The organism is Microcoleus sp. ARI1-B5, from assembly GCF_036705795.1.
GTDB lineage: Bacteria > Cyanobacteriota > Cyanobacteriia > Cyanobacteriales > Microcoleaceae > Microcoleus.
Genome location: NZ_JAUBVK010000008.1, coordinates 1 through 12,853, shown reverse-complemented (window position 1 = coordinate 12,853; position 12,853 = coordinate 1). Strand labels below are relative to the sequence as shown.

Here is a 12,853-nt window from a genome sequence, read left to right as displayed (position 1 = left end):
TTTGACTGCATCTTTCGCTTTGAAGTATCATCAATCTATTCACGATTAACGATCGCAACTAACTATGGCTTTAATTACACAGCGAGTTGATGTTCCCGTCACTGTAGATGAGTCTAAGTGTTTGGAAAAATGCCATGTCTGCATTGATGTTTGTCCATTGGACGTACTGGCAAAAAATCCAGAAACAGGGAAAGCTTACATGAAATACGATGAATGTTGGTTTTGCTTGCCCTGTGAAAAAGAATGTCCGACAAATGCGATTACGGTTAACATACCTTTCTTGTTGCGCTAAATTTGTTCTAGTTTTTAGGAATTGTAAAACCCATGAATGCTGAAACTGACAGTGAATTAAATCAATGGCTGGAAATGCTGCGATCGCCCGAACTAAGCGATCGCCTCGTTGCCGTTAAAAACCTGCAATATTTGGGCGATGAAGAAGCTACAAATGCTTTACTTATTGCCCTGTCTGATGACAGCATTGCCGTTCAAAAAATTGCCATATCTGCCCTTTGGGAAATCGGCACTCCTGTCGCTATTCCCGCTTTAATCGAGTGTCTAGGTTCCGCTGATGTCGATATTCGCCAAGAAGCATTATCGGCGTTGAGTGAATTAGTTTCACCCACTGACTTACAGCTACTGCTAGACGCACTCCACCGCGATAATGTTAATATCCAACTCAATATCTTAACTTTGTTGCGGAAGATTCACGATGCTCATTCTTTACCCGATATTTTACCATTTTTTGCATCAAAAGTTCCTGAAGTGAGAGCAGCAGCAGTCACCACTCTCAGTTATCTCAATCAGGTGGAAAAATGCCCCCAAGCTTTGACTTTAATATCTGATGCAGATGTAAACGTTCGCCGTGCTACGGCTTTAACTTTAGGGCATTTAACAGATCCAGAAGTCATTTCAATTTTGTGTCAAGCACTCAAAAGCGATACTGACTGGCAAGTGCGACGAAATGCGGCTAAATCTTTGGCAATTCATGCCGATTCTGCGGCAATTTCCACCCTGGAAACGGCGGTAAGTGACGAAGACTGGCAAGTTCGCAAATTCGCGTTACAAGCTTTGCAAAAAATGCCAGATGAACGAGTGATGCCTGCTTTAATTAGATCCTTAGCTGATGAATATTCAGACGTGCGGAAAGAAGCCGCGATCGCGATCGGCAATCTCAGCAATCCCGCTGCGCTCAATGCGCTGCAACAATCTCTCGACGATCCCGATAAAGAAGTTTCCATAAGTTCTCAAAAAGCAATCCAAAAGATTCAAAAATTACTGCAAATTTCCCCCAATGGTTAATTCTTCATCGCCAAAAACTAACTCACATCCACCCTCAGAAAACCCAAATTCGCTGGAAGAAATGAGGAAGCAAGAAGTTGTAATTTATCTGAAGCAAGTCATTGAACCTACTCTCAAAAATGATATTGTCAGCTTGGGAATGGTGCGAAATTTGCGAATAGTTGATGATTACATTTACTTGCGCCTTTATATTGGTTCGCATCAGCAAGACTTACCAGAAAAAATTGAATCTGTTTTATCACCTATAGCCTGGTGCAAAAAAACTTACATTCAGATTTGTACGATTGCCAACGTGCGAACTACCTTGGCTGTTTCTAGCGGCAAAGGTGGGGTTGGAAAATCTACAACTGCTGTCAATTTAGCAGCAGCTTTAAAATTACAGGGAGCCAAGGTAGGCTTGCTAGATGCTGATGTTTACGGCCCCAATATTCCTCAAATGTTAGGCTTAGGACAAGCTGATGTAGAGACAGTTAATACTGCCAAAGGGCAGAAATTTTTACCTTTGGAAGCACAGGGAATCAAACTGATGTCGGTGGGTTTGCTAGCCGAACCAGAACGCCCTTTAGCATGGCGAGGTCCAGTTCTCCACAAAATTATTACTCAGTTTATTCAAGATGTAGAATGGGGCGAATTAGATTATTTGCTGATAGATTTGCCGCCAGGAACAGGAGATGCTCAAATTACAATTGTCCAAGAAAGTCCGATTTGTGGAGTGATACTTGTTACTACGCCACAACAAGTATCTATTGCCGATGTTCGCCGCAATATTTATATGTTTCGCCAAGTGGGAGTTCCCGTTCTCGGTATTATTGAAAATATGAGTTATTTAATTTGCGATCGCGATCGAGAACCGCTGGCAATTTTTGGGAGTGGTGGCGGTAAACAGCTAGCAGAAGAATTGCAAGCGCCTCTCCTAGCCCAGATTCCTCTAGATCCGCGTATCTGTGCGGGCGGTGATACAGGTAAACCTTTAACCTTAGCAGATCCGAACTCGGCGATATCTCAGACGTTTATACAGATCGCGATCGGCCTCAATAATCACCGGAAATTTGGGTCTGAAGCCCCGTCCTTCTAGGACGGCTTTAATTATCTTTAAACTTTCCCGAGTGTATTAGCAAGTCATAGTATAATAGAGCAAGTAAACAACAGAAAACAATGAAAGCAAGATATCAATACAGATTCTATCCGACCGACCAACAACGACAGAGTTTAGCTCAGTTGTTTGGTTGCGTTCGCGTAGTCTGGAATGATGCTTTGGCGTTGTGTAAGCAGTCCGAGAAAAAGCCAAAATCGGCAGAACTTCAAAAAGTAGTAATTACTCAGGCAAAGCAAACCGCTGAAAGAGCTTGGCTGGAAGATGTTTCATGTGTTCCTTTGCAGCAGTCTGTAGCCGATTTAGAAACGGCTTTCAAGAACTTTTTTGAGTCCTGTAAAGGAAAGAGGAAAGGGCGCTCCTTTGGCTATCCCAAGTTCAAAAAAAAGACTAGCAGCCAATCGGCAAGACTTACTCGTCGTGGTTTTTCTATGAAAAAGAACGGCGGTGTTTATTTAGCCAAAATTGGAATTGTCAATCCTATATGGTCTAGAGAATTGCCCTCAGAACCCAGTTCAGTTACGATTATCAAGGATTGCGCTAATCGTTATTTTCTCAGCTTTGTAGTGGAAGTTGAACCCATCAGTATTGATGCCAAAAACCCAAGTATCGGAATTGACTTAGGGATTAAAACTTTCGCAGTAATGAGCAATGGGGAAAAAGCTGAAAATCCTAGTTATAAAAAGCTAGACCGGAAGATTCGCAAACTCCAAAAACAGTTAGCACGTCAACAAAAAGACTCAAATCGTAGGAACAAAACCAAGATTCAGATAGCTAAAACACACAATCAAATTGCAGACTTGCGTAAAGACTTTTTGCATAAACTATCAACCAAAGTAGTAAGTGAAAACCAAACTATTATTTTGGAAGATCTCAATGTATCGGGCATGATCAAAAATCGCAAACTTGCCCGAGAAATTGGCTTGCAGGGATGGTACGAATTCCGAGCTTTGTGTGAGGCTAAATCTGATAAACTTGGTCGCGAGTTTAGGGTAATTAGTCGCTGGGAACCTACCAGCCAAGTCTGTTCGGACTGTGGTTTTAAGTGGGGGAAATTAGACCTTTCTATTCGTTCAGTGCTTTGCCTAAACTGTGGCATCGAACAAGATAGGGATGAAAACGCAGCCAAAAATATAAATAAAGTCGGGATAGGGCATTGCCACGACTCTAAACGGACACAGAGGAAGAGTAAGACGACCTCGGTTGCATCATCCGATGAAGTGTCAAGAATCACCGCCCTAAAAGTGCGGTGAGTATGTCAACTTAATCCATAGAATTACAGCAACCGTTCCCGAAAAACTATTAATCGATCAGTTGTGGTGTGGGAACTTGGGCATTAATCTCTGCTTGAGAGAAGGAAGGGATCGCCCAATTTGTCTGACCCGCTTTAAAAACTTTAGCTGGCGTAACATTCACCTCAACTCCACCCGTTGCTGCATTGGTTCTGGCAACGAGTTGCGTACCATCTACAACCTTAATAGCAACCGATTCAGTCAAATTTTGCGCTTGAGCTTTCGGGCCTAAAGTCGCTTGAGTTCCTGCGGGCAAGTAAATGCCATCACAGTCCCAATCGTCATCGGTAATCTTCCCTGCTCCCAAAAAATAAAGTTGGGTGGGAGATTTTTTAGGCTTATTAGCATAAACAGCTAGAGTTTGCCCTGTTTGATTGCGACACTGAGCTCGCTTTGAAGCTGTTTCTATGGTGTACTTCTGCTGTTGTAACTCTGCCAGACGCTCTTGATACTGTTCGGGTGTATAACCTGCTTGCTCTGGTGTATTCTGGGCTTGCAGTAGTTGATTGAGTTCTTGAGTTACTTCTGCGTAGTCAGAACCTTTTGTGAAATCTTTGCCGGCCCAAGAAGGCTGAGCCATAGCTAAGTTCACTAACAGCACTAAGACGATCGCAATGACCTTGAAAAACCCGCTCATTTTCTTTCTCCTGTATTTGCTTGCGTTTTCTTTAGTTTAATAAAGCTTTCCCATAACAACAAATGTTCTTTTTTATTAAATTAATAAATTAAATTGATGATTGAGGCGATCGCACCAGCAAAAATCTAGAAAATCTGCTTGCATTTTTGAAGCTATCTGTGGAATAATAGGAGCTTGTCAGAGTTAACTACGGTATATCGGTCGGTTTATCGTAAATTTTAATCGATCGCGATTAGCTCAGCTTTTGCATGGCTATTGAGTTTTTTAGTTTTCAATACTTAAAATTTAGGGAGTGACAAGTGTTAACCCAATTGAGAGAGACCCTATTTCCAGCTAAGTTGAGGCATTTTTGGAGCCAACTCAAACATAGTTCTATCAAGACCTTTGCTTTGCTTTTTGCAGTTGGTTTCAGTTTGAGTTTGACAGTTTCCGCCTGTGCTCCTACTCAGCAAACAAATTCAACTACTGCGCCAACTTCTGCTGCCACATCGGTGGCCACTTCTAAGGCACAACAGAGCAATGTAATTCGGATCGGCTATCAAAAATATGGAACTCTAAGCATCCTTAAATCACGGGGAAGTTTAGAACAACGTTTGGCCTCCCAAAATACTTCTGTACAGTGGCTTCAATTTCCCGCAGGGCCTCAACTACTAGAAGCTTTAAATGCAGGCAGTATTGACTTTGGGCATACAGGAGAAGCTCCGCCTATTTTCGCACAAGCTGCTGGCGCACCATTGATATATGTTGCTAACGAGCCTCCAAATCCCAAAGGCGAAGCAATATTAGTACCGAAAGATTCTCCAATTCAAGATGTGGCGGGGTTGAAAGGCAAAAAAGTTGTATTTAACAAAGGTTCAAATGTGCACTACCTAGTAGTAGAAGCATTAACAGCAGCCGGATTAAAATATAGCGACATTCAGCCTGTTTACTTACCGCCAGCAGAGGCGCGGGCAGCTTTTGAACAAGGTAGCGTCGATGCTTGGGCGATTTGGGACCCGTTTTTTACAGTAGCAAAACGAGCTACAGGTGCTCGCGTTCTTAAAGATGGAGAAGGGCTCGTAGCTAATCGGGAATTCTATCTAGCTGCTAAACCTTTTAACGACCAATATTCTGACCGGACTAAGGCAGTTTTAGAGGAACTTCAAAAAGTCGATGAATGGGCGGCGGCTCAACCAACTGAGGTAGCAAAACTGCTGTCTCCCGCTCTTGGTATTGACGTTCCAACTTTAGAGGAAGTGGCACGGAGACGGCCTTACGGCGTGCAGCCCATTACAGAGGAAGTCATCACTTACCAGCAAAAAGTTGCGGATACTTTCTTAGATTTAAAGCTGCTTCCCAAACAGGTAAAAATTAGCGAAGTGGCTCAGGTAACTAAACAATAAATAGTGATGGAGACTCTGGCAAATGGAATTATTTTGGTTTATCCCAACTCACGGAGACGGACGCTATTTAGCTACAGGAATTGGAGGGCGGTCTTGCAGTTACTCCTACTTAAAACAAATCGCCCAAGCCATTGACCATTTAGGATTTACGGGCGCTCTGCTTCCGACTGGGCGCTCTTGCGAAGACGCATGGGTAGTGGCTTCATCCCTAATGTCTGTAACCGAAAAAATGCGTTTTCTAGTAGCAATTCGTCCGGGATTAATGTCGCCGGGGGTAGCAGCACGGATGGCAGCAACCTTTGACAGATTATCTAACGGACGCTTGCTGATTAATGTGGTTACAGGCGGCGATCCGGTTGAATTAGCAGGAGATGGAGTGCATCTGGGTCACGACGCACGTTATGAATTGACGGATGAATTCTTGACTGTTTGGAGAGCAATGCTTGAAGCTAGTAACTCCACTAACGTGCGAGAGCAAGAAGTCGATTTTAGCGGTGAATATCTCCAAGTTAAGGGCGGTAAAGTTCTATTCCCACCTGTACAAACTCCCCATCCTCCGTTATGGTTTGGCGGTTCGTCGCCGATCGCACAACAAATTGCGGCTAAACATATTGATGTTTATCTTACTTGGGGAGAGCCGCCGCAACAAGTGGCAAAAAAAATTGAAGCTGTGAAAAAATTAGCAGCAGAACAGGGTAGAACTTTGCGGTTTGGGATTCGCCTTCACGTCATTGTGCGCGAAACTGAAAGCGAAGCTTGGGAGGATGCAAATCGATTGATTAAATATGTAGATGAAGATGCGATCGCGGCCGCCCAAAAATCTTATGCCAGGATGGACTCTGAAGGGCAGCGCCGCATGACTGAACTGCACGCAGGCAACCGCGAAGCTCTACAAATTAGCCCCAATTTGTGGGCGGGAATTGGGTTAGTAAGAGGCGGTGCCGGTACTGCCTTAGTGGGAGATCCCGATACCGTTGTCGCGCGAATATTGGAATATTCCGAATTGGGGATTGAAACTTTCATTTTCTCCGGTTATCCCCACTTAGAAGAAGCGTATCGAGTCGCTGAATTGCTATTCCCCCGCTTGCCGTTGAAAAACCAACCGGCTGTAAATCAACCGCAAATGTTTAGTCCTTTTGGCGAAATTGTTGCCAACGATAATTTTCCCACACAAAAACAAGTTGTTCCTACAAGTGCGTCATGAACAAAAAATGGCTCAAAAACCCATATTTTCAGCAGGTAATTCCCTGGATTGTACCGATTGTGCTGCTTCTTAGCTGGCAACTTTTAGTACAGGTGGGTTGGCTTTCCACAAGGGTTTTACCCGCACCAACAGGTGTTTTAAGTGCAGGAATTAGATTGGCAATTACCGGGGAACTGTTTCACCATATCGGAATTAGTGCTTGGCGTGCCGTCGTTGGTTTCATCATCGGCGGAGGAATTGGTTTGACTCTAGGTTTCCTCAACGGTCTTTCTCCAATCGCCGAACAACTGCTGGATACTTCTGTACAAATGGTTCGCAATGTTCCCCACCTCGCCTTAATTCCCCTAGTGATTTTGTGGTTTGGAATTGGCGATGTAGCTCGGTTATTTTTGGTGGCTTTGGGTGTGTTTTTCCCAATGTATATCAATACATTTCATGGCATCCGCAGTGTCGATGCCGGATTGATTGAAATGGGAAAAGTCTATGGTTTGAATTCCACGTCTCTTTTGTGGCAAGTGATTTTGCCTGGGGCTTTGCCTTCAATTTTGGTAGGCGTGCGATATTCTTTGGGAATTATGTGGCTGACGCTGATTGTCGCAGAAACAATTGCTGCGGACTCTGGTATTGGTTACATGGCAATGAATGCTCGCGAGTTCTTGCAAACTGATGTGGTGGTGTTGAGCATTATCATGTATGCTTTGTTGGGTAAGTTTGCAGATGCGATCGCCAGGAAGTTAGAAGAGAAATGGCTGGCTTGGCATCCCAATTATCAGCCATCTTAGGTTGAAAAAGTAAGCAATAAGAAAGAAAGATGAGAGTGTCCCATTTTTCTTTCTTAGTTCCTCGATAAATTACGCCATACTATGGACGCTCGTCTCGATCCAGCAAAATATGCTGGGCTGGCAGAAGGGAATGCCCATGTCATTCGTAATGCTGGAGGACGGGCAAGCGATGACGCAATTCGATCGCTCGTAATCTCTTACAAACTATTGGGAACTGGTGAATGGTTCGTTGTCAGAAGCTAACTTTGGGCTGGCAATAGTGGGCTGTCAAGGTGCGCTGGAACGAAACACCTGAGACCCTCAAAAATTAACTCAGTAGCAACCTTGACACCGCCATTGAACTCCCATAAAGTAAATCTACTGTTATTCGATAGATTATTAGGAGTATAACGTGCGCTACATCATTAAGCTCAGTCGCCTTACAGTTAAGCGTTTTGGATTATTCGCTTCAGCCTCTCTACTAGCGGTGGTAACGGCGATCGGTCTGTTACAAATTTCTGCTCCCACCCAGGCTCAGACTGCTCAGATTGCTCAGGCACAGCCAGCAAAACCTGCTTCTAGCGACGCAGTGCTAGATTGGAATGCGATCGCGCAGACTGCAACCCTGGCAGCCTCCGCCCCTCCGCCCCAGCAGTTTCGCGCTCTAGCGATCGCGCATGGAGCAATTTTTGATGCCGTAAATGCGATCGAGCCCCGCTATACTCCCTATGCAGTCAAGATTGAAGCGCCCACTGGAGCTTCGGCTGCTGCTGCTGCTGCTGCTGCTGGGCATGGCGTTTTGACACGCCTTTATCCAGCGCAGAAAGCCACCTTTGATACGGCGTTAACTGATTCTTTGGCAAAAATTCCTGATGGGGAGGCAAAAGTTAACGGCATCAACGTGGGCAAGGAAGTTGCAGAAAAGCTGATAGCAATCCGCAGCACCGACGGCGCCGATGGGAAAAGTGAGCATAAAGCTGAGAAAGCTGTGGGCATCTGGCAGCCAACTCCCCCTCTGTTTGCCCCGGCCTTATTGCCGAATTGGAGCGCAGTCACCCCTTTTGTGATTAAGCGTGCTGACCAGTTTAAGATTCCTGCGCCGCTGCCCCTGAACAGCGATGCCTACGCGAAAGACTTAAATGAAGTGAAACGCCTGGGGGGGCGATACAGCACTGCCCGAACCGCTGACCAAACTGCGGCGGCAATTTTTTCTGCTATTTCCCCCGTTCCACTCTGGAATACCCCAGCCAGAGCAGCCGCAACAGCCAAGGGTAATAGTTTGATTGAAAATGCACGGCTGTTTGCGCTGCTGAATTTCGCAGGCGCAGATGCCTACATTGCTGGATACGAGGTTAAGTACAAATACAAACTTTGGCGGCCCGCAACGGCTATTCCCAATGCGACACAACTTGGCAATCCTGCGATCGCTTCCGATCCAAACTGGGAGACGCTAATCGTCACTCCAGCTCACCCCGACTATATCTCCGGGCATTGTGTAACAGCAGGTGCGGCAGAGCGCGTTTTGCAACGTTTCTTTGGCAGTGACGCAGTGAAAGTCAGTCTCATCTTTCCAGCAAACGCAGGAGTTACCCGCAGCTATAACAGTTTTTCGCAGATTTCTAAAGAGCTTGGAGAAGCGCGGATTTGGGCAGGTCTTCATACCCGTACTGCTGACATCCAAGGCGATGCACTGGGTAAACAAGTTGGTGACTATGTTTTCCAAAATGCCTTGCAACCGCTCAAGAGTTAGCAGTAAGTATTTTGAGGTAATTTTTACCCAAAGAAACCGGGTCAGGACTTACGCAGACACAACATATAATGTGTCCATAACTACGATCGCACCCCGCTTGACTATGAGGGCGATCGCCAGATCGAGGGCTCAGGTGTGCTTGGTATAGCAACCCCCAAGGCGGTTGCTATACATTTCAGGGCATCCGCAGTGTCGATATTATGTATGCTTTGTTGGGTAAGTTTGCAGATGCGATCGCCAGGAAGTTAGAAGAGAAATGGCTGGCTTGGCATCCCAATTATCAGCCATCTTAGGTTGAAAAAGTAAGCAATAAGAAAGAAAGATGAGAGTGTCCCATTTTTATTTCTTAGTTCCTCTAGAAATTACAGCTAATAACCCAGAAAGCCCACCCTTTTTAGTGGTTCGAGTGTCAGATTAATAAGTCCAGTTTTGCTTAGTCTGCAAGCTATAGGTTCCATCTTTCACATTCACCCGCTCAGGAATCAGCTCTAAATCTCTAAAAATATTTGCTTGATGCTGTAGGGCCGCGAGCGATTGGTCGTCGATCGGGACGATCGCGCGTTCGGCACTGCGTTGCTGTAAAATTTCTACGATCGACGGATCGATTTCATGGTGTTCTGCCAATCGCACAGCCGCTTCTAATTCCTGTCTCTTAGCCCAAGCTCCAGCTTCGTTTACTTCTTCTAAAATCACCTTGAGCAGGTCGGGATAGTCGCGTACCAGCTCTGGAATCGCGTAGTAATAGGTGGGAACTTCCACGGAAGCTTTGTCACCAAATATGCTCTCTAGATCTGCGATCGATCGCCCTGGGTAAGCGCTTCGGGCGATCGTTGCTGTGTAGGGAACCCAAATCACCCAAGCATCGACCTCACCTTGTCGGAATAAAGGCAACGCCTGTGGCTGAGTCAGATAAATTGGCTCAATGTCACTAAACTCTAGCCCTACTTTTGCCAATGCTCGCACGAGTACGTAATGGGCGCTTGAGCCTTTGTCAAAAACAATCTTCTTACCCTTGAGGTCGGCCAGCGTCTGAATTGACGAATCGGACGGTACCAGAATCGCTTGACCTTTAGGAGCGGTATATTTTTCTTTAGCCACCCGCACAAACACATGATCCGCTGCTTGAGAGAAGATGCTAGCCGTGCCACCGCCACCGCAGAAGTCAATCGTCCCGTTGCTTAGGGCCTCTATTAGAGAAGAGGCTGATAAAAAACTTGACCAGGCGACACTCAGCCCGAATGGTTGCAAACGAGTTTCGAGCAAGCCTCGATCGCGGAGAACTTCCAGATTTGTCATCCCCTCTGGATAGCCTATTTTGAGTTGTTTGAGCCGCCGGGCTTGCTCAGCTAAAGGCGTGTTGCCAGATTGAGCAGAACGGTTAGAAAACCAGCGATCCAAAACTACACAGAAAATTATGCCTCCCACAAACAGTCCCACGGTTTCTAATACCCGGATTGTTGAGTCTTTAGGTAGTGCGACCTGATTTACCTGATTTATGAGAGGGGAGAGTACATTGCCAGATTCAGAGGCGGCAACAGAATGACGGTCAAAAGCCAGACTCAAGACCAAAATCGTGGCAAGACCGAGCCCAAATCGCACTGCAAACTTGGAGGCAAGCGAGCTGCGAATGGTCGGTCTGAGCGATCGTAAGATGTGGCGACCTGTGCCTCTAGGCAAACGGTCAATCAAACGGCTAATCATAATGACTCCTTTGATAAACACAGGTGATGGACATTCCTGGATGAATTGAAGATGGGGGATCAAGTCAAAGACCGCTTGACACGTATAAACTACCAGATTTGCTCCGAGTTACACCCAATATGCGATACTCACATTATCATATCGATATTATGTAGATTTGCTTCCACGATTGAGCGATCGCTAGTTTCGGCGATCGGATAGGTGTTGACTGAGGAATGGTAATGGATTGGTTAATTGCAACAATTAAGATCGGGCTAGCTGCTGCTGTGGCAACAACGTTTGACGACAACATTTATCTGACTGCCTTCTTCAGTGAGGTCAATCGTACTTTTCGTCCTCAACATATTGTGGTTGGTGAGATTCTAGGGTTCACGGTATTGGTGATGGTAAGTTTGGTTGGCTTCCTAATGGGGCTAGTGATTCCGTCAACTTGGACTGGTCTACTGGGGATTCTGCCGATACTCATTGGCTTGAACAATTTGCTCAACCTCAATAAGGATGATTCAGCCGAAGACAAGTCAGCCAATCTCAAAAGAAACTCTAAACTTCGAGGATTTGATTCAAGAAAGCGATCGCTCTGGGATGTAATCCGCGATCCGCAGACCTATCGCGTCTCCTCGGTCACGATTGCCAACGGCGGCAACAATCTTGGGATCTATATACCCCTGTTTGCCAGTAGCTCCATCCAAAATCTGGCTGTGATCGTACCCGTTTGCTATTTTATTCTTGGCTGCTGGCTGTGTATGTCCTATACTCTGACGCATCTACCTGGTATTGCTTTGGTACTCAGCCGTTATGCGAGCAAGTTTTTCCCTTTTGTACTGATGTGGCTGGGTTTCAGAATTCTGATGGACAGCGAATCCTATCGTCTTTTTCTACCGAACTCTTGACAGACAAAGGCACTCAAAAAATCTATGGCAACATTACCGTAGATTGCAAGTTTATAGATAACAGAATGTATCAATCATTAGATGATTCTCAAATTCCCGTTATCGATATCAGTTCCTTGGTATCGGATAATCCCGTAGATACAGTTGCAAACCAAATCCGACAAGCTTGCTGTGACACTGGTTTTTTTTACATTGTTAAGCATGGTGTAGACCGAGGATTGCAAAACCGTTTGGAGCAACTGAGCCGTCAGTTTTTTGCTCTAGATTTAGAAACTAAAATGCAAATTCGGATGGCGCTGGGAGGTCGGGCATGGCGCGGCTACTTTCCGGTTGGAGGTGAACTGACGAATGGTAAACCAGATTTGAAAGAAGGCATTTATTTGGGAGCGGAATTGAATCAAACCCATCCGGCTGTTCAAACAGGCGTTCCCATGCACGGAGCAAACCTGTTTCCAGATATTCCCCAGTTTCGCGAAACAATACTGGAATATCTGGCGGCGATGACCCAACTGGGTCACACGTTAATGACTGGAATGGCCCTGAGTTTGAACTTAGAAGCATCTTACTTTCGCGATCGCTACACGACAGATCCCCTGATTTTATTTCGCATCTTCAACTACCCACCCGAAAGCAATCCGCAAGGGCAATCTTGGGGAGTGGGAGAGCATAGCTAGTAAAAGTATAGTCATTTATCGCATGACATGGGAGGCATTAAGTCCCTCCCCTTTCGCTTGTACTTTGAGCGGATTGACCCGCCTCGGCCCAAGTACGCAGCTCTCTATCCCATTGCTAAAGGCATAAGGGAAAAGCTTTTCTCAGAATATTGTAAGCACCGTTAACATCG

13 protein-coding genes and 1 pseudogene are annotated in these 12,853 nt (G+C 45.5%); 11 read left to right on the top strand and 3 right to left on the bottom strand.

Annotation, left to right across the window (positions count from 1 at the left end; all coding sequences use genetic code 11):
• The first annotated feature begins 64 nt into the window (after positions 1-64).
• The 4 genes from QUB63_RS14495 (at position 65) to QUB63_RS14480 (ending at position 3,645) form a co-directional block, all read left to right on the top strand.
• Entirely contained in the window at positions 65-292 is a 228-nt protein-coding gene (locus tag QUB63_RS14495) for a 4Fe-4S dicluster domain-containing protein (RefSeq protein ID WP_332945957.1), read from the top strand.
• Positions 293-324: 32 nt separating this feature from the next.
• Complete coding sequence (locus QUB63_RS14490; protein ID WP_332945956.1) at positions 325-1,299, top strand: HEAT repeat domain-containing protein; 975 nt, start codon at positions 325-327, stop codon at positions 1,297-1,299.
• Positions 1,292-2,374, top strand: a complete 1,083-nt coding sequence (locus tag QUB63_RS14485) for an Mrp/NBP35 family ATP-binding protein (RefSeq protein WP_332945955.1) — start codon at positions 1,292-1,294, stop codon at positions 2,372-2,374. Before QUB63_RS14490 ends, QUB63_RS14485 begins: the two co-directional genes overlap by 8 nt.
• Positions 2,375-2,454: 80 nt before the next feature.
• Entirely contained in the window at positions 2,455-3,645 is a 1,191-nt protein-coding gene (locus tag QUB63_RS14480) for an RNA-guided endonuclease InsQ/TnpB family protein (protein WP_332945954.1), read from the top strand.
• Positions 3,646-3,694: 49 nt separating this feature from the next.
• Here QUB63_RS14480 and QUB63_RS14475 read toward each other — a convergent pair whose 3' ends face one another.
• On the bottom strand, positions 3,695-4,321 hold the full coding sequence (locus QUB63_RS14475) for a hypothetical protein (protein WP_332945953.1): 627 nt from the start codon (positions 4,319-4,321) through the stop codon (positions 3,695-3,697).
• 299 nt (positions 4,322-4,620) lie between these two features.
• On the opposite strand from QUB63_RS14475, the gene QUB63_RS14470 reads away from it, so the two are divergent.
• The 5 genes from QUB63_RS14470 to QUB63_RS14450 all read left to right on the top strand — a co-directional run bounded on the left by QUB63_RS14470 (position 4,621) and on the right by QUB63_RS14450 (position 9,418).
• Positions 4,621-5,703: a sulfonate ABC transporter substrate-binding protein gene (locus QUB63_RS14470; RefSeq protein WP_332945952.1), complete on the top strand. Its 1,083-nt coding sequence runs from the start codon at positions 4,621-4,623 to the stop codon at positions 5,701-5,703.
• Positions 5,704-5,725: 22 nt separating this feature from the next.
• Entirely contained in the window at positions 5,726-6,907 is a 1,182-nt protein-coding gene (gene ssuD, locus QUB63_RS14465; RefSeq protein WP_332945951.1) for an FMNH2-dependent alkanesulfonate monooxygenase, read from the top strand.
• Positions 6,904-7,689, top strand: a complete 786-nt coding sequence (gene ssuC, locus QUB63_RS14460) for an aliphatic sulfonate ABC transporter permease SsuC (protein ID WP_332945950.1) — start codon at positions 6,904-6,906, stop codon at positions 7,687-7,689. Before ssuD ends, ssuC begins: the two co-directional genes overlap by 4 nt.
• A gap of 81 nt (positions 7,690-7,770) precedes the next feature.
• Complete coding sequence (locus QUB63_RS14455; RefSeq protein WP_332945949.1) at positions 7,771-7,932, top strand: hypothetical protein; 162 nt, start codon at positions 7,771-7,773, stop codon at positions 7,930-7,932.
• 148 nt (positions 7,933-8,080) lie between these two features.
• Complete coding sequence (locus tag QUB63_RS14450) at positions 8,081-9,418, top strand: vanadium-dependent haloperoxidase (protein WP_332945948.1); 1,338 nt, start codon at positions 8,081-8,083, stop codon at positions 9,416-9,418.
• A 414-nt stretch (positions 9,419-9,832) separates the two neighbouring features.
• On the opposite strand, the gene QUB63_RS14445 is transcribed toward QUB63_RS14450, so the two are convergent.
• Positions 9,833-11,119: an aliphatic sulfonate ABC transporter substrate-binding protein gene (locus QUB63_RS14445; RefSeq protein WP_332945947.1), complete on the bottom strand. Its 1,287-nt coding sequence runs from the start codon at positions 11,117-11,119 to the stop codon at positions 9,833-9,835.
• Between the two features lie 221 nt (positions 11,120-11,340).
• Here QUB63_RS14445 and QUB63_RS14440 point away from each other — a divergent pair, with 221 nt between their 5' ends.
• Both QUB63_RS14440 and QUB63_RS14435 read left to right on the top strand, forming a co-directional pair.
• Positions 11,341-12,009, top strand: coding sequence for a cadmium resistance transporter (locus QUB63_RS14440; protein ID WP_332945946.1), 669 nt, complete (start codon positions 11,341-11,343; stop codon positions 12,007-12,009).
• A gap of 65 nt (positions 12,010-12,074) precedes the next feature.
• Positions 12,075-12,683: an isopenicillin N synthase family dioxygenase gene (locus QUB63_RS14435; RefSeq protein WP_332945945.1), complete on the top strand. Its 609-nt coding sequence runs from the start codon at positions 12,075-12,077 to the stop codon at positions 12,681-12,683.
• Positions 12,684-12,698: 15 nt separating this feature from the next.
• Here QUB63_RS14435 and QUB63_RS14430 read toward each other — a convergent pair.
• Positions 12,699-12,853: pseudogene (locus QUB63_RS14430) on the bottom strand (RNA-guided endonuclease TnpB family protein); the annotation flags it as partial.